23 protein-coding genes and 2 pseudogenes are annotated in these 21,044 nt (G+C 41.3%); 16 read left to right on the top strand and 9 right to left on the bottom strand.

Annotated elements, in window-relative coordinates; translation table 11 throughout:
- Positions 1-20: 20 nt before the first annotated feature.
- Positions 21-809 (bottom strand): M48 family metallopeptidase, encoded by a 789-nt coding sequence (locus tag BLQ81_RS09860; RefSeq protein ID WP_092729892.1) that lies wholly within the window; start codon positions 807-809, stop codon positions 21-23.
- Positions 810-902: 93 nt separating this feature from the next.
- On the opposite strand from BLQ81_RS09860, the gene BLQ81_RS09855 reads away from it, so the two are divergent.
- Positions 903-1,409 (top strand): DUF4442 domain-containing protein, encoded by a 507-nt coding sequence (locus tag BLQ81_RS09855; protein WP_092729788.1) that lies wholly within the window; start codon positions 903-905, stop codon positions 1,407-1,409.
- On the opposite strand, the gene BLQ81_RS09850 is transcribed toward BLQ81_RS09855, so the two are convergent.
- Positions 1,406-2,137 carry a peptidase associated/transthyretin-like domain-containing protein gene (locus tag BLQ81_RS09850; protein WP_092729787.1) on the bottom strand — a complete coding sequence of 244 codons (732 nt, stop codon included), beginning with the start codon at positions 2,135-2,137 and terminating at the stop codon, positions 1,406-1,408. The two genes, BLQ81_RS09855 and BLQ81_RS09850, sit on opposite strands and share 4 nt — an antisense overlap.
- Positions 2,138-2,304: 167 nt before the next feature.
- Here BLQ81_RS09850 and BLQ81_RS09845 point away from each other — a divergent pair, with 167 nt between their 5' ends.
- The 5 genes from BLQ81_RS09845 to BLQ81_RS09820 all read left to right on the top strand — a co-directional run bounded on the left by BLQ81_RS09845 (position 2,305) and on the right by BLQ81_RS09820 (position 5,664).
- A complete protein-coding gene (locus tag BLQ81_RS09845; protein ID WP_175454205.1) occupies positions 2,305-3,132 on the top strand; it encodes a glutamate--tRNA ligase family protein in 828 nt (275 codons plus the stop codon).
- Positions 3,133-3,317: 185 nt separating this feature from the next.
- Positions 3,318-4,049 (top strand): DUF1538 domain-containing protein, encoded by a 732-nt coding sequence (locus tag BLQ81_RS09835; protein ID WP_092729784.1) that lies wholly within the window; start codon positions 3,318-3,320, stop codon positions 4,047-4,049.
- Positions 4,050-4,142: 93 nt separating this feature from the next.
- Positions 4,143-4,928 carry a DUF1538 domain-containing protein gene (locus BLQ81_RS09830; RefSeq protein ID WP_092729783.1) on the top strand — a complete coding sequence of 262 codons (786 nt, stop codon included), beginning with the start codon at positions 4,143-4,145 and terminating at the stop codon, positions 4,926-4,928.
- Entirely contained in the window at positions 4,925-5,269 is a 345-nt protein-coding gene (locus tag BLQ81_RS09825; RefSeq protein WP_092729782.1) for a P-II family nitrogen regulator, read from the top strand. The genes BLQ81_RS09830 and BLQ81_RS09825 overlap by 4 nt, the downstream gene beginning before the upstream one ends.
- An 11-nt stretch (positions 5,270-5,280) precedes the next feature.
- Positions 5,281-5,664: a CBS domain-containing protein gene (locus BLQ81_RS09820; RefSeq protein ID WP_092729781.1), complete on the top strand. Its 384-nt coding sequence runs from the start codon at positions 5,281-5,283 to the stop codon at positions 5,662-5,664.
- An 87-nt stretch (positions 5,665-5,751) separates the two neighbouring features.
- Here the strand turns inward: BLQ81_RS09820 and BLQ81_RS09815 are convergent, their stop codons facing one another.
- The 4 genes from BLQ81_RS09815 to BLQ81_RS09800 form a co-directional block, all read right to left on the bottom strand.
- Positions 5,752-7,236: a S10 family peptidase gene (locus BLQ81_RS09815; protein WP_092729891.1), complete on the bottom strand. Its 1,485-nt coding sequence runs from the start codon at positions 7,234-7,236 to the stop codon at positions 5,752-5,754.
- A gap of 88 nt (positions 7,237-7,324) precedes the next feature.
- On the bottom strand, positions 7,325-8,002 hold the full coding sequence (locus tag BLQ81_RS09810) for a potassium channel family protein (RefSeq protein ID WP_092729780.1): 678 nt from the start codon (positions 8,000-8,002) through the stop codon (positions 7,325-7,327).
- 21 nt (positions 8,003-8,023) lie between these two features.
- A complete protein-coding gene (locus BLQ81_RS09805; protein WP_092729779.1) occupies positions 8,024-8,818 on the bottom strand; it encodes a PhzF family phenazine biosynthesis protein in 795 nt (264 codons plus the stop codon).
- 3 nt (positions 8,819-8,821) lie between these two features.
- Positions 8,822-9,337, bottom strand: a complete 516-nt coding sequence (locus tag BLQ81_RS09800) for a DinB family protein (RefSeq protein ID WP_175454204.1) — start codon at positions 9,335-9,337, stop codon at positions 8,822-8,824.
- A 67-nt stretch (positions 9,338-9,404) separates the two neighbouring features.
- Between BLQ81_RS09800 and BLQ81_RS09795 the strand changes: the two genes are divergently transcribed.
- The 3 genes from BLQ81_RS09795 (at position 9,405) to BLQ81_RS09775 (ending at position 12,665) form a co-directional block, all read left to right on the top strand.
- On the top strand, positions 9,405-10,751 hold the full coding sequence (locus BLQ81_RS09795) for a M28 family metallopeptidase (protein ID WP_092729777.1): 1,347 nt from the start codon (positions 9,405-9,407) through the stop codon (positions 10,749-10,751).
- 99 nt (positions 10,752-10,850) lie between these two features.
- Entirely contained in the window at positions 10,851-11,393 is a 543-nt protein-coding gene (locus BLQ81_RS09790) for a ferritin (RefSeq protein WP_092729776.1), read from the top strand.
- Between the two features lie 843 nt (positions 11,394-12,236).
- A complete protein-coding gene (locus BLQ81_RS09775) occupies positions 12,237-12,665 on the top strand; it encodes a PH domain-containing protein (RefSeq protein WP_092729890.1) in 429 nt (142 codons plus the stop codon).
- Positions 12,666-12,764: 99 nt separating this feature from the next.
- Here BLQ81_RS09775 and BLQ81_RS09770 read toward each other — a convergent pair whose 3' ends face one another.
- Positions 12,765-13,208 (bottom strand): hypothetical protein, encoded by a 444-nt coding sequence (locus BLQ81_RS09770; RefSeq protein ID WP_092729773.1) that lies wholly within the window; start codon positions 13,206-13,208, stop codon positions 12,765-12,767.
- Between the two features lie 195 nt (positions 13,209-13,403).
- On the opposite strand from BLQ81_RS09770, the gene rocF reads away from it, so the two are divergent.
- From rocF to BLQ81_RS09735, 7 genes and pseudogenes are all read left to right on the top strand, one after another.
- Complete coding sequence (rocF, locus tag BLQ81_RS09765) at positions 13,404-14,354, top strand: arginase (protein WP_092729772.1); 951 nt, start codon at positions 13,404-13,406, stop codon at positions 14,352-14,354.
- Between the two features lie 63 nt (positions 14,355-14,417).
- Positions 14,418-14,822, top strand: a pseudogene (locus BLQ81_RS09760) (GxxExxY protein).
- 107 nt (positions 14,823-14,929) lie between these two features.
- Entirely contained in the window at positions 14,930-16,720 is a 1,791-nt protein-coding gene (gene argS, locus BLQ81_RS09755) for an arginine--tRNA ligase (protein ID WP_092729771.1), read from the top strand.
- A 96-nt stretch (positions 16,721-16,816) separates the two neighbouring features.
- Entirely contained in the window at positions 16,817-17,401 is a 585-nt protein-coding gene (locus BLQ81_RS09750; RefSeq protein WP_092729770.1) for a glutathione peroxidase, read from the top strand.
- Positions 17,402-17,417: 16 nt separating this feature from the next.
- The gene (locus tag BLQ81_RS09745; protein ID WP_092729769.1) at positions 17,418-18,326 is read left to right on the top strand and encodes a 1,4-dihydroxy-2-naphthoate polyprenyltransferase; all 909 of its coding nucleotides are present in this window, start codon (positions 17,418-17,420) and stop codon (positions 18,324-18,326) included.
- A gap of 75 nt (positions 18,327-18,401) precedes the next feature.
- Positions 18,402-19,256 (top strand): universal stress protein, encoded by an 855-nt coding sequence (locus tag BLQ81_RS09740; RefSeq protein ID WP_092729768.1) that lies wholly within the window; start codon positions 18,402-18,404, stop codon positions 19,254-19,256.
- 54 nt (positions 19,257-19,310) lie between these two features.
- Positions 19,311-19,664: a translation initiation factor gene (locus BLQ81_RS09735; protein WP_092729767.1), complete on the top strand. Its 354-nt coding sequence runs from the start codon at positions 19,311-19,313 to the stop codon at positions 19,662-19,664.
- Positions 19,665-19,807: 143 nt separating this feature from the next.
- Here BLQ81_RS09735 and BLQ81_RS09730 read toward each other — a convergent pair whose 3' ends face one another.
- Together BLQ81_RS09730 and BLQ81_RS09725 are read right to left on the bottom strand one after the other, a co-directional pair.
- The gene (locus BLQ81_RS09730; RefSeq protein ID WP_092729766.1) at positions 19,808-20,371 is read right to left on the bottom strand and encodes a DUF3109 family protein; all 564 of its coding nucleotides are present in this window, start codon (positions 20,369-20,371) and stop codon (positions 19,808-19,810) included.
- Between the two features lie 375 nt (positions 20,372-20,746).
- A pseudogene (locus BLQ81_RS09725) lies at positions 20,747-21,044 on the bottom strand (IS4 family transposase); the annotation flags it as partial.

Below are 21,044 nucleotides of genomic sequence, written 5' to 3'. Positions count from 1 at the left end.
TCACTGTGACTAAAAACTGCTTACTGCTTATAATATTTCATCGCCTTAGGTATATTGGCATTAAGGCGCTCGATTCTTCGGTCCGGGCCCGGGTGAGTTGATAGAAATTCAGGCGGTGCTCCACCTCCCGCTGCTGCCATTCTTTGCCAAAACGCTGGGGCTTGACGTGGATCATATCCCGCCATTGCCATGAAGATCAATCCCATCTCATCTGCTTCGAGTTCATGTTTTCTCGAGAAACTTAACATTCCCAGCTGTGAACCTGCACCCACTCCCTGAAGCAATATTTGTTGCATCATCGTAGGATTTTGACCCATTGCCGCAGAAAATCCTCCCAAGAGACCATTTAACAGCATCCCGTTTGACATACGTTCTCCGGCATGAGATGCCACAGCATGGGCAATTTCATGCCCCATAACTACTGCAATGCCAGCCTCATCTTTAGTGACCGGTAAAATTCCAGTGTAAAACGCAACCTTACCACCCGGCATACACCAAGCATTGATTTGATCGCTTTCCAGGAGATTAAACTCCCATGACATGTCATTTGCCAAGCTTTGAAAACCTTCTGCTACCAAGTAAGCTTCCACTGCTTTTGCCATCTTTTGACCTACTCGCACCACTCGTTGTCCGTCTGCCGTATTGGTCACATTTTTATTTGCAGTGATCGCTTTTTTGTATTCTTCGTTCACCAGCGGTTGAATCTCCTCGTTGGAAACCATGGAAAGTGACTTTCTACCTGTCAGCGGAACAGTGGTGCAGGAATAAAGCAAAAGTCCGGCGGTAAAAATTAAAACTATCTTTTTCATAAATTTTTTCATTTCTTACCGATTGAAATTCAAAAACAATACCAAGGTCTTTCACTTCGACTAATTTTAGTATTTTGGAACAAAATCTCAAAAATGGAAAACCAACTTACCGCCAGAAAACTTTCATCTGCAGCGCTGGATTATCAGCGAAAGATGACTAATCCTATAATATATTGGTTTGCCATGCTTGTCAAATTGCCTTCGGCTGTGTTTTGGCGATTGCGGATTAAAGATCTGACTACAGAAAAATGTGAAGTTACGATTCCCTTTTTTTGGAGATCGCAAAACCCCTTCAAATCCATCTATTTTGCGGCATTAGCCGGAGCAGCGGAACTCAGCACCGGTGCCCTTTGTCAGTTGGCCCTGGCAGGCAAGGGTCAATTCAGCATGCTGGTGGTGGATTTCAGAGCAGAATTTTCTAAAAAAGCCAATTCAAAAATCACTTTCTCATGTACTCAGGGTGAGGAATTATTTGAATTGATTGAACATTTGGAGGTCGGAGAATCTGCTCAACTGACCATGATTTCAACAGGGCAAAATCAAGGAGATGAAACTGTCGCCAGGTTTTTTGTTACATGGTCCTTTAAGCGGAAAAGTTAATCCCGAAGCATGGCTTCGATGCGGATAAATTCTTTCAAACTGGCATAAACACGCTCTTTGGGCCAATCCATAAATTCATGTTGAAGATGGAATTCATTGAACCGGATAATCATTTCATCCCATTCCTCTCGAGTGATAAAATAGGCAGTCATGAGTTCGGTCCGGATCGAATCTGAGTCAATTACTTCCAAATATCCTTGTCGCCGCTTGATCCAATCTAAGCGCTCCGCGTATCTCCTGAGTTGTGTATTTCTTTTGGAAAAGTAGCTTATTGGGCCATAGATCACTATTCCGCCACTGCCATCAGAAGTTCCTGTTCCAAGACTCACTTGCTGTGAAAGACTTTTTTCAGACTCAGTTTCATTCTCGGCAAAGTATAGTTTGCCGTCTTTAAACCTAAACCTGTAGGGTTCTGCATTCACCTGAAAGGTCGGCAGTAGTCGGGCTCTGTCCTGAAGCTGGACTAACAAAAAGCGTTCGGCCGTCAACACGATATGTTGCTCATAAAACCCCGGAAAACTGAGTTGAAGGGTATCTCCCAAATTCCCCTGAATTGAAAAATAACCCCGGGAATTGGTCAATACTGACGCTTTATCTTTAATCGAGACCGTGACTCCTTCCAGATACTTTTTGTCAAAAGAATCGAGGACGTTTCCGGAATAGCCAGTTTGAGCATTCGCGGAAATGGTGAAAAGGAATAATCCAGACAGAAAAACAAAGGATTTCATAATTCCCGAAAGGTAAGACTTCCAAGCCAAGTGTTCTAAAAAGGGCCGTTAAAGTAGGCTAATGCACAAAATTGAAATTTTAGTAAGGAGCATTATCACGGAAGATGGGTTTTAGCTGGACTCAACAAATACTGCCTTTTTTAGCTCAATCTCCTTATTTTCGCCAGATGAATTTCAACCTGACCCGTATCGCCCCTACTCCCAGCGGATTTTTGCATTTAGGCAATGCCTATTCCTTTTTGAAAACCAAAGCTTTGGCAGAAAAGCATGGTACAAAAATTTTGCTTCGTGTAGATGACTTAGATCGGGAAAGGTACCGACAGGAATACGTACAGGATATATTTGACACCTTGGATTTTTTAGAAATCAAAATTGACCAAGGGCCAAAAAACCTGAAAGAATTTGAAACCGAATGGTCACAAGTGCATCGCATGGAAAAATACAAGGAGGCGCTTACGCAATTGGAATCCAATAAAAAGGTATTTGCCTGTGATTGTTCCCGTAAAAAAATCCAGCAGCTTGACCCCTCAGGCTATTATTTGGGCCAGTGTCTTGAACGGAGACTCCTCTTGGACAAACCTGAGGTGGCTTGGAGAATAGATACTTCGGAAGCCGACTTCATTCCCTACACTGAATTCCCTGATCAGCAGAAATCCGCTCTGATTCCTCAGGATACAGCATTTTACACTGTACGGAAAAAAGACGGTTTACCCGCTTATCACCTTACTTCATTGGTAGATGATCTGCAGTTTGGGGTGGATTTGATTGTGAGGGGGAATGATTTGCATGCCTCGACACTAGCACAGTTGGATCTGGCTAGAATCCTGGGGGTGTCTCAATTTGAGAAAATCACCTTTCATCATCATGCTATTATCAGAGGCCCCAAGCAGGAAAAACTCTCCAAGTCTGATGGTTCGACTTCGATTCAATATTTGAGAAAGCAGGGGAAAAAGTTGGAGGATATACTTTATTTATTTGGCCCATTTGGAGATTAAGAGCGATGTAGTCCAGCATCCTTTTTTGTTAAAAATGATTATTGTCATTTTTGACTTAATGCGACTAGACTTTTTATCAATTCTAAAATTAAATGAAATAGATTTACCTGTAAGACAATCTGATGCACCGGAATTAAATCCATTTTTCTCCCGAATACTGCTAAAATCCCAAGAAACTGAGCTTCATGATTAAAACAACCTTCAAAATCTATCGCAAATTCCAAAGCGCTTTATTGGACTTATTACCGATCGTTGTGGTTGTGGTTTTTTTTCAGACCGTGGTACTAAAACAGGCATTCCCAAATGTCCTTGACATCGTGTTGGGATTGATACTGGTTATTATAGGTTTGGTTTTCTTCATTCAGGGACTGGAAATGGGACTTTTCCCTATCGGAGAGAATTTATCTTTTGCATTAACCAAAAAAGGGAGTGCATTTTGGCTCTTTTCATTTTCATTTCTAATGGGCTTTTCCACCACTATCGCAGAGCCTGCATTGATCGCAGTGGCCAAAGAGGCAGCTAGAGTCGCAGTTGAAGGAAAATTAATTCCACCAAGCGAAGAATTCAGTTATGCCATTGGGTTAAGAATTGCCGTCGCAATCTCGGTAGGTTTGGCGATTTTACTGGGAGTGATTCGAATTATAAAAGGATGGCCAATTTATTACCTGATTATTGGTGGCTACTTATTGGTCATGCTTATGACCCTTTTCGCACCCAAAGAAATAATCGGAATTGCCTATGATGCCGGCGGAGTAACTACTTCTACCATTACTGTTCCTTTGGTCACTGCGCTGGGAGTAGGATTGGCTACAGTGATTAAAGGAAGGAATCCGCTTTCTGACGGTTTTGGATTAATCGCTTTGGCCTCTCTTTTCCCTATGATTTTCGTAATGTTATATGGGATGATCGTATTTTAATTCACAATGAATAAAAATTTCTAACTGTTGATTATCATACTATTATAAAGGAAATAATTCAGGATTTTATCCTCTGCCCAAACTAGAATTTTAATGAAAAGCATTAACCTCGTAATTGAATTTGGTTCCATTTTACTCGATACCATTCGGGATGTGGCACCTATTCTTATGCTGATTGCTTTCTATCAAATCCTCGTAATCAAAAAACCAATCCCTAACCTTAGAAATGTCTTTTTGGGATTTGTTTTTGTTATTCTTGGGTTGGCCTTCTTTCTGATGGGTTTGGAAAAGGCTCTTTTTCCCATCGGAAAAATCATGGCTTTTCAGCTTTCTTCGCCAGAATTTGTTAAGCCAGATTTGGATGGAAAAATATTTTGGGGATCCTATTATTGGATCTACATATTCTCAGCATTAGTTGGTTTTTCTACCACCTTAGCCGAACCTGCCCTCAAAGCTGTAGCCATAAAAGCTAATACAATCTCAGGCGGAAGTCTAAATGAATGGACACTGAGACTTACAGTTGCTTTCGGTGCCGGTACTGCACTTGCGCTTGGAACTTTTAGAATCGTTACCGGGACACCACTGTATTATTATTTGATAGTGAGTTATTTAATTGTCATCGTACAGACCATATTTGCTCCGAAAAGTATGGTAGCGCTAGCTTATGATTCTGGGGGTGTGACCACCTCGACAGTTACAGTCCCGATAGTAGCGGCATTAGGTATCGGGCTCTCCTCCTCAGTGGAAGGAAGTAACCCGGCCCTTGATGGATTTGGCTTGATTGCTTTAGTCTGCATGTTTCCTATTATAACAGTCCTTGGATATTTACAACTTATCGAATTGATCAAAAAAAGATTCAAAAAACATCCCACACCATGAGATTCAAAATCGTAATGACCTTTGTTAATCCGGAGATTACTGAAAAAGTAATCAATACGGCTAAAAAAGCTGGTGCCACCGGAGACGTAGTAATTCCTGCAAGAGGTTCCGGATCTTCACAAGCCACGTTTTTGGGGGTTTCTATAGTAGACAAAACCGACATATTGTTGTTTGTAGTGGAAGAGCATATCGTTAATAATTTACTAGATGCGATCTCTTCAGAATGCAAATTAAGAGAACCTGGAAACGGAATTGCAGTCGTGTTGAATGTGGAACGAGTAGCAGGATTGGAAAAGCAGATTGAAAATATCAAAGGAAAATTAAGAGATGAAAACCTTTAAATGACATTAATATGAGTTCTTCAAAGTCCGCAAAAGACATCGCCTCACTTTCACTTTACTACATCGATGGATTAGCTTCCGTCAGAGAGGCCATAAACTTGATGAAGGAAAATCAGGTGGATTATCTTTTTATTAAAAAAAGAAACGAACAGGACGCAAATGGAATCATCGTAATCTCTGACATCATCAGGGGAGTGATAGCCAAAGATCTAAAACCTGAGGAGGTCAGTGTATATGAAATAATGACTAAGCCCGCTTTGTCTATCTCCTCAAATCTTAACAGTAAATACGTTTCCCGCCTGCTGCTCAATTCTAAGATCAATGTCGCTCCTGTAGAAGAAAACGGCAACTATATCGGCGTGATCCATCTACGTGACATTGTGTATTCGTATTGATTACACCTTGCCTATTAAAAAGTAAAAGCCCGAAAAGATCACACTTCCGGGCTTTTCCCTACCTATAGTATTATTGGTCTTTTGGGTTTATTTATACATTGCCGGTTGACCGGGCTTAACCAGAGATTTCTGGATAAACTGGCGAATGTCCTCATTGGAGGTCGCCAGATCTTCGGCTCTCAGATACATCATGTGGCCGGATCGATAGCCTTTAAAATCAATTCGATCTTTCATTTTACCATTTGGATCGATATGCCATGTGCTGTACTTGGCATTGAAATAATCCGTGCCTCCATCAAAATAGCCCGACTGAACCATCAGGTGTAAATAAGGGTTTTGACGCATGGCAGTTCCCAAATCGTATCCTGTGGTCTCATTACTTCTGTCCCAAGGATGTACCGGGCCGAAAAGATTGTAAGTCAGGTCGGTGTTGAATTTAAGGACGTTTTTCGCATAGATGTTAAATGCCGGAGCAAACGCATGATTCCAGCTCGTCAATGCAGGATCAAAGTCATAGGTCACCCCGCCTTCCATGCGGTCAAATCCTTTGTATCGGCTGTCCAATCGACCGATGGTCATGCCGTCTCGCTCGCGAAGCAATTCCTTCCAAAAAAAACTTGTTGGAATCATCAAATTCTGCTGAAGAATTGACGTTTTACTCAATCCCGAATAATAGGCCATTTTGGTTGCTATGGCATCTCGCTCTGAATCGGAAAGCATTCCGCCTTTTGACATGGCCGGGAGGACTTCATTCACTGCGAATGGCTCGACGATGGCCAACAACTCATCCAAATCTTTGCTTTGTAGCTCAGCCGGTAATGCCTTGTGATACCAAGCTGTAGCGGCATAATAAGGCCAGTAGTTAGCCATTTTTATAGGCCCGCCACGCTCAATCCCCATATCGGTAGGAGATACCAGGATCACGCCGTTAAAATACATCCAATGTGAATTCTGTAGTTGGGCGACTAATCCCGCAACTCGGGTCGTCCCATAACTTTCTCCAATCAAGTACTTGGGGGAAGCCCAGCGATTGACACGAGTGACAAAAGTATTGACCCAATCCGCAAGGTACTTGATGTCTGAATTGATCCCGAAAAAGGTACCTCGGGGGGTATCTTCTTTAATAATTCTGGAATAACCGGTGTTGACCGGATCGATGTAGACGATATCTGCCACATCAAGAATAGAATGTGGATTTGCCTTTGTGCCATAAGGCTGCACCGGGTATCCTTCTGAATCAATATTCAGTATCACAGGACCGGTATAGGCCAAATGCATCCAAATCGATGCTGAGCCCGGACCTCCGTTGAAGCTAATCACAAGAGGCCTTGAGGCCTTATCAGATATATCAGTCCGCTCATAGTAGGTGTAAAAAAGTGAGGCAATCGGCTCTCCTTTTTCATCCCATACGGGCTGGGTCCCCGCTGTAGCCCTGTAGGGTACACGCTTGCCTTTGATTGTGACCTCGTTGGTAGTTTCCACTTTGGATTCGACAGGAATTTTTCGGACTTCCTGAGCCTGGGTCATGCCGCTCAGGATGATGCACAGAAAGATCAGGCAGAATTTTTTCATATTTTTTTGAAATTGGGAAAGGAATAAATCAATGGAAATTAAAGAGGTATCTTCTAATTGTCTATCCCAAATTACAGGAATGGAAATTCTATTTTTTTTCATTGATTTCGGGGTTGATAAGTCTGGCGATAACTATAGCCGGATATAAAATTCCGCTCATTGACAAAAAAACCGAAAGCATTTTTGAAAAAATATTGACAGGGAAATAATCACCAAAGCCCACAGTAGTCAATGAAACCATGGAAAAGTAGATATAGGAAGCAAAATCTGAATCAAGTCCTGATAATTCATGTGCTCCAGAGATGGAATCACCGATTATTAACTGAATCACCTCGAAGCCAAATGCGCCATAGATAGCCACCAATAAATAAACATTAATTGCTCCGATAATGCGATACAAATGATTCTCATGTTTTTTAAATAAAAGATTGATATTCAAAAATATGAATGCGATCATATTGATCAATCCTACTATTCGCTCCGCAAGATAAAAATCCACAGGCAATTCGCTGAAGCGGAGAATCCGTAAAGACAGTTGGGTGAAAAACAATAAGCTTGTCAAAATCACCATAAGTTTTGTATCCGAAGACCAAATTCCTATGAAGAAAATAAATATGAAAACCGTGTTGACAAAAATGAAACTTACAAATCCGGTTTCAATCAATATGGGAAGGAAAAAAACCGTGAAAAGTAATGCAACCAAGAGTGCTTTGATGCTTAATTCTGTCAGCCAATTTTGCGTGATTTTTTTAATTATGGGCCACATTATTTTTTCAGGTATGGAAGATTAAACATTGATCAAACCCTCCAAAACCGCAACAGCCTGACCTTTGATCAGTACTCTGTCATCATGTTTTTCAAGAAATAATTCTCCTCCTCTTTTACTGGCCTGATAAGCTTTGATTTGGGTATATCCCGATTTTTGATTCCAGTAATCCATTAAGGCACAATGAGCAAAACCGGTAACAGGATCCTCAGGAACTCCAACATTCGGCCCGAAAAATCTGCTGACGATATCATATTCTCCCTCCCCTTTTGCTGTGATAATAAATCCTTCTTCACTGTTCTCGGCGATAGCAACAAAGTCAGGGATTAATTGGGTCACTGCTTTTTCATCTTCCAGTTCGAAAATCCAGTTTTTGTTGAGCTGCGCTGCCTGAACAATAGCATATCCAAACAAGGATGATTTAAATTTAGGATGAGTATCGGTAAATGTCGGAATCAAAGGAAAGTCCATAATGAGCCATTCTCCTTCACTTTTAACCCGAAGCTCCCCGCTCAAGGTCGCAAAATGAATCATTTCACCCTCAACTGCCCACCCGGATCGAAGCATCCAAAAAGAAGCTGCTAATGTTGCGTGACCGCAAAGGTCTATTTCCAAGGTTGGAGTAAACCATCTTAAAGAATAGTATCCTCGTTTTTGAGTTTTTTGAACAAAAGCCGTTTCGCTCAAATTCATTTCCATGGCGATAGATTGCATTTGGTCTGAGGTGAGCTCCTGATCTAAAAGGCAGACACCTGCCGGATTTCCTGCGAAAGCCCGGATTGTAAACGCATCAATTACTGCAATAGGAATTTTCATGGCTTAATATCGCTCCTTCAGAATGTTGAAGTGATGGGTAAAATGCCCGGAAATTATCCAAAAAAGGGCTCTGGGAGTTATTGGCTTTCCGTTGGCATTGCCCACAATGTCCAAAATACTTTCGTCCAAAGTATGGATGAAAGTTAATAACGAGTTTCGCTGAGCTTCAAAATCTTTAAAAAGCAGATCAATTGATACTCCATTGAATTTGCCATTTTGAACATATTGATCCTGATCAAATCCGGGAAGTGCTTGCTGCTCACCTCTGACGAAACACAGAGCCCTAAACATCATAATCCGTTCGGTATCGAGCAAGTGACCCAAGATTTCCTTTGGAGTCCATTTCCCCTCGCCATAAGCTTTCGAGTCCCAGCCTGTACCTTTTGATTGAAAAAATTCCCGAAGTTCATTTACCTGACGGAGAATTTGTCCTGAAAAATTTTCATCGGAGATCTTCGAAAGATAGGTTTTATAATAAGTGGGGAAATCACCTTTTTTAGGCAATGAGAATGTGTTCATGTAATTTTTGCTTGGGATAAATTCTACTGGGATAAATTTAGGGCTAAGCTTATAACCAAACACAAACATGCGTAAAATATTATTGTCGCTATTCTTCGGGCTTTTGGCTTGGGGTGTACAAGCTCAGACAGTCGTGATCAGAAATCCCAAAATTGAAAAGCTCGTTTTTGAGGTTTCATCTGATTCCCTAAGAAAGTATACCTACGATCTTGCTAATTTTCACACGCGACACACCCTTAGTCGAGACGAAAAAAACGGTATGCCTGCAGCACAGCGCTATGTCCTGTCCAAGTTCAACACATTTGCAAAATCCTCAAATGGCCGAATGAGTGCTGAGATTGAGAATTTCACTATTCCTTCCGATGGACGCAGGATCACACAGGACTCTCCCGTGGCAAATGTGATCGCAAAATTGAAAGGCACGAATCCGGCGGATGATCGGATTTTCATCGTTTCAGGACATCTTGACTCAAGAAACAAAGATGTCATGGATGCTATCGGCGGAGCTCCCGGCGCCAATGACGATGGAAGTGGTGTGGCTGTGGTCATAGAATTGGCCAGAGTGATGGCCAAAATGGAATTTTCAGCAACCATCCTCTTTGTTGCATTTACCGGCGAAGAGCAGGGCTTAAAAGGTGCTACTTATCTGGCCGATAAGGCAAAAAAAGAAGGCTGGAATATTGCAGGAATCTTAAACAACGATATCGTGGGTAACAGCAAATCCTCGGATACCAATATTAGCGATAACACCAAAGTTCGTGTTTTCTCAGAGACAATTCCTTTGACTGAAGATGAGCAACAAGCCGCTAGCCGTCGCTATACCAATTCAGACAATGACAGCAAATCACGACAGCTTGCCCGATATATCAAGGAGGTCGGAGAGCGTTATGTTGATCAATTGGAAGTGAAGTTGATTTATAGAAGTGACCGATTCCTTAGAGGTGGGGATCAAACTCCATTTTTGAGAAATGGATTCACTGCTATCAGAATGTCCGAAATGAACGAAAATTTCTACCAACAGCATGAGAATGTGCGTGTGGAAAATGGCATTCAGTACGGAGATTTACCTGAGTTTATGGATTTTGAATACCTGAGAAAAGTTTCAGCTGTTAATCTGGCAGCATCGGCCTCGCTTGCCAATTCCGCTGGGATGCCTGAGGAAGTAAGAATTGATGTACGAGGATTAAGCAACAATTCGATTTTGCTCTGGAAAACTCCAACAATAGGAAAAGTTAAAGGGTACTATGTTTTGATGCGTGAGACTTCCTCGCCGGTGTGGGAGAAGAAGTTCTTTACTACAGAAACAAGCCTAACTATCCCCTATTCCAAAGACAATTATTTCTTTGCTGTCCAGTCGGTTACCGAAAGCGGTGAAGAAAGTCTTGCCGTATTTCCTTCTCCACTTACCCGCTGATTGTTTAATTAAAACAATTCTAAATTCCTTTTCCAAACTATGGTTTTTGAACGAATGAACCCTGTATTTGTTAACTTACAATACTTAATAATCACAGTTATGAAACAGAAAGAAATTGTAACGCTTCAGCGTTCTCTACTCCCCGATACAGAAGCTTTGCTCAACAAACAGGTTGAAATGGAAGGTAAGTCTTCAGCTTATTATCTCTCTATGGCTTCTTGGTGCCACATGATGGGCTATGCCAACGCTGCAAAATATCTTTATACTCACGCAGATGAGGAAAGAATGCACATGATGAAGATCTTTCAATACATCAATGAAGCTGGCGGGCACGCCATACAGCCGGAAATCACAGGTGTTCGTCACAATTTTAATTCTTTGAGAGAGGTTTTTGAACTGATTCTTGAACATGAAATCAAGGTAACAAAGTCGATTAACAGTATTGTTGATCATGCTTTTACTGCAAAAGATTTTGCGACATTCAGTTTTATGCAATGGTATGTGACCGAACAGCGGGAAGAAGAAACCATGTCCAGAAGGGCGCTTGAACTGTTCGAAATTATCGGTGAAGAAGGTATTGGACTTTGGACTATCGATCAGGAATTGGGTAAGCTCCACGCAGCTGCTGAAACAGGAGCTTAAAAACTATCTTTTTATGGAGTGGAAGCGGTTTTGAAATCCAGAGCCGCTTCTTTTTTTTAATGGCTAATTTGATTTTCGGAAAAAATCAAAATTCGCGCGCTTCATTTTTCTGGATTTGGGAAAATTACCTAATCAAAATTACTGAAAAGCGTAAAATTATCGATTTAAGACAAATCAGGCTCCAAGCCTTATTGACATGGGATTTAAGATGTGGTGGTATGGAGATAACTTTCCTTCACAAAACACCCAGCACGATGAAACGATCTGCATCCTCTCCTAAAAGCAATCTCTTCCTATGTTTGCATACTTTTTTTAGAAATTTGTCTTCTGATTATAAGTAGTGCACTTGAAAATCGAGTTTTGGTATTTATAGTTCTCTTGGCGTCAGGACAAAATCCGTCAAAGCAGTACAACAATTGTTCTGATCTCTAAAGGTATGAAAAAAGCGGGTAAGCCCGAATATGAACAGTGGATTCCGTGGGAGATTTCTTATTCACAAAGAACTACAACAATTCAAGAGCGAAAAAGTCATAGGAACGCTGTTTTAGGGATTGTACTTCCTGATGAAAACAATTCATATTCATGTGTTTATAATTTGTTTTTTAGCTGTCACATGGAATGCCCTTTATAATCATTCCACTGTGTGATCCCGTACCTACGGGATCATGGGCATTTCATCTGTTTATATTTTGTTTTTTAATGGTCAGATGGAATGCCCTGGATAATCATTCCCCAGTGTGAGAAGCCTTTCTCATGGGCATTTCATGGTATTTTGGATATAACCCTGAAAGCGATTCAATCACGCATTTAATAACCCAGTTCTTTGGAATTTTGAAGGAGAACATGTTTAATATTTTAAGACCAAATACCAGAGAATGTAGTGGGACAAATATCTACAAAGGTGAACACTCTTACATTAAAACGGTAAAATGGGTGGAATTTTGCGCTAACACAGAAAAGTATATTGAAAAGGCTTTAGAAATTCAAGAAACCGACATGGGGTTTCAGCTCTTTCGCGATACCTTCATATTCACCAATAAACGATTGATCTTGATCGATGTTCAAGGCGTAACTGGCAGCAAAGTGGAATACAAGTCTATGCCTTACAAAAGTATCACGCGGTTTTCGTTGGAGACTGCCGGCACTTTTGAACTGGATGCAGCACTCAAAATCTGGTTCTCCAGTGAGGCTACACCCTCTGTCAACAAGAAATTCAACAAAAGCATCGATATCTATGAAGTACAACGATACCTTGCAGGCAGGGCGATATGATTGGCTTTAATTAAAAATCCAACACACCCAAAAAATCACCCTCCGGAAGTTCATGAAAGGTGATTTTTGATTTAAAGGATGACTTGACTACTTGAAAACTTAATCCCAAGCGACACCATGTAAAGCTGATTGCAATAAAGACTGTTCGGCTTGAAAGCGTCTGTTGTTTTCGATGACTTTTGAAAGAATCTCCTTGAACTTCACTTCTCTTTTTAACAATTCGATGATTTGGTTGAAGAAATAAACCACTGCTTTTTCCTCGGTCTTAGAGAAAGTAAAGAATACCTGCGCATGGTCAAAATCATAGATCAGGCTGAGCGAATTTGGTTTCCCCAATAGAATCAGGCCGCGGAACAAAGGTAAAAGTTGCTCAAACCCATTTTCAAAGCGACACATCCCTTGCATGTGATTAGCCACAGGTTGAGAAAAAATCTTAAGAATTTCCTGATTGCTTACTTTAAACTTCGCTAACTCAGGAGAATTACTTACTGTCCAAGGATTTGGTTTCAATTCCGAATCGACAAATTGGGCAACTGCGCTCATGTAAAAGGGATTTTGTGATAATGATGGTTCAAATATAGAAGTTGAATTCCTATATTCCTATATACCCTATAATTTTTATAGACTATAATTATTTTCCTGAGGCAAAACCAAATCTGCCAAAAATTGAATTTTGAGGCCTTTTGACTAGTTTTGGCCTTATATCACCACCTTGAATGAACCCAAGTAAACCTCAAAATGAGAAAAATAAAACTCGTAGAAGTACGGTCTGAAATTGCCGCAGGAACACGCGGTGCCAGTATGGGGATCGATGCTTTGAAAATTGCAAGTCTGGACAAAAAGTCAAACTTTTTTACCCAATTCGACCCAATCAATGTCCCTGACGCTAACAATTTTCTTTGGAAAGGAAATAAACATCCGCATGGTAAATACATCGATGGAGTGTATCAGGTTCTGAAAAACGTCTATTCTACCATTGAATCGCTTCGTCTCGAAAAGAAATTTCCCATCGTGCTGGCCGGTGATCACAGCACTGCAGCAGGAACCATCATGGGCATCAAAGCTGCCCATCCCGATAAACGCCTGGGGGTAATTTGGATTGATGCGCATGCCGATCTGCATACCCCTTTTACCACTCCTTCCGGCAATATGCACGGGATGCCACTCGCTATGGTCAGTCAGTTGGATAATCTGGATTGCAAGGTCAATGAGGTCAGTCCGGAGACCATTAGTTATTGGGAAAAAATCAAAAAGATAGGCGGAGATTTTCCTAAAATTGAACCTGGTGACATCGTATTCATTTCAGTTCGAGATACCGAGGCTCCGGAAAATCATTTGATCAAAAAATATGAGATAAAAAATTTCAGCACACAGGAAGTACGGGAAAAAGGAATTGAAAAAATTGCTTCTGAGGCTTTGGAAAAGCTTAAAGATTGCGAGCAAATCTACATTTCCTTCGATGTAGACAGCCTAGACAGCTCCATTTCTGTCGGTACGGGAACACCTGTTCCCAATGGGCTGACGGTTGAAGAAGCCATTCAACTCAATGCCGAACTGATCAAAGACAAACGTGTCTGCTGCTGGGAAATCGTGGAAGTAAATCCTACGCTCGACACGGAAAATACCATGGCCGAAGCGGCCTTCGAAGTCCTCGAAATCACGACCAAGTCACTGGTGGATAATTACTGACGGAGTTTTTATACCACAAAGGAGGCCGCAAAGGTTAAATTAGAGTTCACAAAGTTTATTATTATGAGCTATTCGAATTTATCAGAAGATGAACTCGCATCAAAAGTAATTGGGCATGCCATCCAAGTACATTCCGCTTTGGGACCAGGACTTCTTGAAAATGCCTACAAACAGGTCTTAGCAAGGAAATTACTTAAAGAAGGATTTCAAATTGAAGTGGAAAAACTTCTTCCGCTAGAAATGGAAGACATAAGAATCTAGGTAGCCTATAAAATTGACATCTTGGTTGAAAGGAAGCTTGTCTTAGAACTTAAGTCAGTAGAATTATTGTCAGACCTACACATGGCCCAAACTATAAATTATCTGAAACTTGGAAATTATAAACTTGGACTTCTAATGAATTTCAATGTAACCCGTCTTAAATTCGGGCTCCAAAGAGTAATAAATGACAAAACAAGAATTCAATAAGTATTCCATTCAACCAAGAATTAGAAGACACTCGCAGAGTCGGATATCCCCACAAACCTCTCCGCGTCCTCTTATTTACTCTCTGTGAACTTTGTGGTTAAAAAAAGATGAACATTCAATCAACTATCATTCAAGGCATTCAGCTGGCGTTTCAGGACATTTACAAGCATGATTTGCCTTTGGATCAAATCGCTCTCGCCCCTACCCGAAAGGAATTTCAGGGTACCTACACTTTCGTGGTATTCCCTTTTTTGAAGATTTCTCAGGCCAATCCAGAAGCCACAGCCAATCAAATCGGAGATTATCTCAAAGGAAATGTCCCGATGGTTACCGGCTTCAATGTCGTCAAGGGTTTTCTTAATCTGGAACTGAACGAACTGGTATGGGTGGATCTTTTCCAGCAAATCTACACCAACCCAAATTTTGGGCAGCTTACGGCAAATGGCAAAAAAGTCATGGTGGAGTACTCCTCCCCCAACACCAACAAACCGCTTCACTTAGGACATTTACGGAATAATTTCCTGGGTTTTTCAGTCGCTGAGATCCTCAAAGCCAATGGTTACGAGGTCATCAAATCCAACCTCGTCAATGACCGTGGCATCCACATCTGCAAATCCATGGTGGCCTATCAGCACTTTGGTAACGGGGAAACACCTGAATCAACCGGACTCAAAGGCGACCATTTGGCGGGAAAGTATTATGTGATTTTTGATCAGGAATACAAAAAGCAAATCAAAGATCTGGTGAGCAAAGGTCAATCGGAAGACGAGGCCAAGAAAAACGCTCCCCTCATGCTTGAGGCACAGGATATGCTTCGCAAATGGGAATCCAATGACGAAGCGGTAGTATCGCTTTGGAGACAGATGAATGATTGGGTTTACGCGGGATTTGATGCCACCTACAAAAAGATGGGAGTCACCTTTGATAAGTTTTACTACGAGTCAGACACCTACCTTCTGGGAAAAGATATTGTGGAAGAAGGCTTGGAAAAAGGGATCTTTTTCAAGAAAGAAAACGGATCGGTTTGGGTGGATCTGACGGAAGAAGGACTGGATGAAAAACTGGTCAGACGTGCAGACGGCACCTCGGTCTATATCACGCAGGACTTGGGTACTGCCGACTTGAAATACAAAGATTTCAAGATTGACAAATCTGTTTATGTAGTTGGAAATGAGCAGGATTACCACTTCGAAGTCTTGTTTAAGATCATGCGAAAACTTGGAAGATCTTATGGTGACGGTTTGTATCATTTGTCTTATGGTATGGTGGACTTGCCTACCGGCAAAATGAAATCTCGGGAAGGAACAGTGGTCGATGCGGATGATTTGATGCAGGAAATGATCGAAACGGCCGAGCATCACACCAAAGAGTTGGGCAAGATTGAGGGCTTCAGCGATGAGCAGGCTGGAGAACTGTATGAGATCCTTGGACTTGGTGCATTGAAGTTCTTTTTACTGAAAGTTGATCCGAAAAAACGAATGTTGTTCAACCCACAGGAATCCATTGAATTTCAAGGGTACACCGGTCCATTCATTCAGTATTCGCATGCGCGGATAGCGGCCATTTTGAGAAAAGCAGACCAAATCGGGGTTAGTTATTCCGCTCCTGATTTTACAGGAATCAGCGAACTGACCGAATCGGAAGCTGCTTTGATTCTCCTTTTGAATGACTATGAAAAGAAAATAAAACTGGCTGCTGAGGAGCTTTCTCCTTCGGTAATTGCGCAATACCTGTTTGATTTAGCTAAGGAATACAACCGATTCTATGCGGATGTTCCGATCTTTCACGAAAAGGATCTCGGAATTCAAACCTTCCGCGTTGCACTTTCTTCCATGACCGCCAAAACAATCAAAAAGGGAATGAGTTTGCTCGGTATAGCTGTCCCTGAACGAATGTAACTATATGGTGTAAGTCGGAGCACCTGACCAACGAGAATTGGGAAGTACGAGAACCCTTCAACTCCGTTCGGACTGATACTTAATTATTAAAAAAAAATGAAAACACTACTACTTATCATCAGCATCATTCTATTCGCCTGTGGCAAAACCTTGGAAAGACCCACAAATCAAGCAGAATTAAACCCCTCATTTGACCAATCTATGGAAAGTTCCTTTTACGATTTTAAGTTAACAGACCTCAACGGTAAAGAAGTTGATTTTTCAGAATTCAAAGGCAAAAAACTGTTGCTGGTAAATGTCGCTTCCAAGTGTGGCTACACCAAACAATACGCACAATTGCAGGAATTATACGCCGCGCACGGAGATAAAATCATGATTTTGGGTTTCCCCGCCAATAATTTTGGAGGGCAAGAGCCCGGATCCAATGAGGAGATCAAAGCCTTCTGCGATGCGGAATTTGGGGTAACTTTTCCAATGTTTGAAAAGATCTCTGTAAAGGGATTTGACAAGCACCCGCTGTACCGTTGGCTTTCAGATGCTACTCAGAATGGGTGGAATAATGAGGAACCAAGTTGGAATTTCTGTAAATATTTCGTCAACGAACAAGGTGAATTGGTGAAATTTTTCCCTTCCTCTGTAGCGCCTCTTGATGAAGAAATTTTAAAATTAATCGGAGCTTAATTCAAGGATTTACACTTTGAAAAAAGAAATAAAAACTAAAAAAGAAGCCTGGCTGCACGCAGTCAGGCTTCGTACTTTGCCCCTTGCCCTGGCTAGTATTTTTGCGGGTTCATTTTTAGCGGCATGGCAGGAAAGCTTTCGTTGGGAGATTCTGGTGTTGGCCTCACTGACTACCATTTTTCTCCAAATCCTATCCAATCTTTCCAATGACTACGGCGACACTGTTCACGGCGCCGATTCTGCCGAAAGGCAAGGTCCCGTGAGAGCGGTTCAATCAGGCTTGATATCGCTGCCTGAGATGAAGCGCGCCATGTATTTGTTTGGAGTATTGTCTTTGTTTTCAGGATTGCTGCTGCTTTTTGTCGCAGTGCAGGATTGGAAACTATTTGCACTTTTTCTGGGCTTGGGTTTGGCTGCAATATGGGCAGCGATCACTTACACTTCGGGAAGCAATCCTTATGGATATGCCGGATTGGGCGATATATCGGTTTTTGTGTTTTTCGGTTTATTGGGTGTATTAGGAACATTTTTCCTTCATACGCTGAGTTTTGAGCCAATGACTGTAATCATCGCTATCTCATTGGGATGCTTCAGTACCGCAGTGCTCAACATTAATAATATCCGAGACATTGAATCGGATGAGAAAGCAGGCAAGCGCTCCATCCCTGTTCGAATAGGAAGACAGAAAGCCATTCAATACAATTGGGTGCTTATCATGTCCGGAAATTTTTGGCTAATCGCTTTCACCACCACCACCAGAGAATGGTACACCTTACTGGCATTTCTGGCATATTTTCTCATGCTCAAAGTAGGTGTTGGAGTTCAGAAGGCAAAAAATTCCGCAGAAACCGATCCTTGTTTGAAAAAAATGGCGATGAGTACCCTACTATGGGTAATCCTTTTTGGAATAGGACTTTTAGTCTAATCAAATCCAGATAAAAATTGGTTTTTCATGGTCTATTTTGGCTAATTTGGTGAAAACTTAAAGCCCAAAGCAATTATGATAAAAGTCCTGGTTCCTTTTGATTTTTCCCAAACAGCAAATTACGCACTGAATTTTGCAACTGGGTTATCCTCAAATTACCCCAATATTGAGGTGACTGTACTTCATGTAATCGAAACCCCCGTTGCTACAGGTATGGGAACAATGGGTGGCGGTTTGGAATCAATTCCTGAATTCGAAAATCAGATTTTCTTTATGGAGTTGGTCGAGGCGCGTAAAAAGCAGCTTAAAAAGATTGAAGAGGGTTACAATGAGGAAGCTTATAAAGTAAAGACGAAAATGATTCTGGGATCCGTATTTAAGGGGATTTCCGAGTACATTAATGATCAGGACCCGGATTTGATAGTAATGGGTTCAAAAGGTGCCTCTGGATTGGAAGAAATCATTGTTGGAAGCAATACCGAAAAAGTGGTCAGGAATGCTAAATGTCCCGTGATCACCATTAAAGCTGAAACCGAAGTTTCAAAGATGAAAAAAGTAGTCTTTGCCTCCGATTTTAGAGATTCAAGTGATGAAATAGCAAATCGGATCAAGCGAATCCAATCCGTATTTGATGCACAATTTTACTTTGTGGTGGTAAATACTCCGGGTAACTTTGAAACGACTCGAGAGTCTATGAATCGCATTCGTGCATTTGCTCAAAAGCATCATTTCGAAAATATCAAAGCTGAGGTGTACAACTCACTTTCCGAAGAATCAGGAATCATCGAGTTTGCTGACGATGTTGACGCGGATCTGATTGCCATGACAACCCATGGACGCACAGGACTTCTGCACTTAATCACAGGGAGCATTGCAGAAGATGTAGTCAACCATTCAAAAAGACCTGTTTGGACTTATAAGACAAAGTAATTGCAGTTTTAATTTAAAGCCTGCACGGTGTGTGCAGGCTTTTTTAGTTGGATCATGAGCAAGAAAGGTAACGATTGGAAAAAACGTGATGGAGTAGTCTACTCTACGAGTGAAAATTTTGAATTTAATTTTTGGGGTCAAGATTCTGCCGAGACCCTTCCAGCATCTCAGCAGAAACTCAAAATCCTATTGGATAAAAAATCCAGGGCCGGAAAGCAAGTAACCCTGATCGAAGGATTTGTAGGCTCCGAAGAGGACCTAAAGGAATTGGGGAAGCTTCTTAAAAACAAATGTGGTGTGGGTGGTTCTGCCAAAGACGGGGAAATCCTTATACAGGGAGATCACCGGGATAAAATTTTACAGCTATTGGTTCAGGCAGGTTATGGTGCAAAAAAATCAGGAGGTTGATGATCTCCGATTACAATTGATATCGAATCAGATTTCTTTTCCTAAGATAAAATCCATCCCTCAGACCAAGGCTACCAAAAAATCGCTGAATTTGCAGTCGAAGGTTTAGTGAAAAATGGTTTTTTGAATTTGGATTAAGTCAATTAGCCCTCGATTTCTTCCAGCAATTCCTGATACCAGGCTTCCCCATACTTGCGCACCAATGCATCTTTCAAAAAACGATAGAGTGGTACTTTCAGACTTTGGCCCAATTGACACGCCGGATCACACAGATGCCAGCGATCGTAATTTAAGGCATCAAATTGTTCGTATTTCGTGACTCGAATCGGGTATAAGTGACAGGAAATCGGCTTTTTCCAAGAGATCTTCCCATCTAAATAGGCTTGCTCAATTCCACATTTTAAAATACCTCGCTGATCATAAAGTGCGTAAGCACATTCTCGGTTATCTCCGATCGTAGGCGTTCCCTTGTCGCCATCTTTATCGATTACCCATACTCCTTGATTTGCTATGGCTTGTCTCCCCTCCTCAGTAATGTAGTCTTTGACTATCGGATAGATTTCCTCCAGAATTCTGGTTTCATCGTCCTCCAGTGGCGCTCCCGCATCACCTTCTACACAGCAGGCACCCTTGCAAGCTTCAAGATCACAAACAAAAAAAATTTCCTTGATATCATCGGACAACACCGCATTTCCCACCAAAATCATAGCTCAGTATTTTTCCCAAAAGTAAGTCTTTCTGTGGAAAGGTTTATTTTGACTTAACCTCATTCTTCTTCTTTTTCACGTAGGCTCCCTTTATCAGACTTGCAATCAGCTTTCCTTCCGAATTAATCTTTTGAATTTCTTTTGGGTCGATTTTTCCATGGAAAAAGATAGGCCAAATGAGGCAAAAAAAGAACCGCTCCTTTCGGAGCGGCTCAACCCAGCACTATGAAGAAAAGCTATTGAAGCCTTTAATGATAGTATAACAGATGAGGTCAACCTTTGTTTTAACTTTTTTAAAAAGTTTTTAAAAATTTACAATGCTGTCCTAAACAATCTTAGGGATTGTTGAAGTTATGGGTTTTTCTTTTGTTGAGACTATTTTTTGTAGAAATCTGGAAACAGAACCCCCTGTAGGCTTTTTGCAGGTGGTTTTTCATGGTTTTCAAAGGGTTTGTCGAGCCATTTTTGGAGTTCAATTTTGACAAAGATATTCAGTCGGATAAATGCGACCAGATTGGACAGGTGCCACCCAAATTTAGCCGTAGCTTTCATGACCTTGAGCAGTAAGATGGTGATCAAAGCGGTCCAGATTTGGTTCATGACTGCGTTTTTGGAAGTTCCGATGAAGGTTTTGATATGGAGTAATTGTTTGATATCCCGGAAGAAAATCTCA

Origin of the sequence: Algoriphagus alkaliphilus, from assembly GCF_900103735.1 — a bacterium.
Lineage (GTDB): Bacteria > Bacteroidota > Bacteroidia > Cytophagales > Cyclobacteriaceae > Algoriphagus > Algoriphagus alkaliphilus.
Note: the sequence above shows the minus strand (reverse complement) of the source record. Positions and strands in the feature narration are given on the sequence as shown.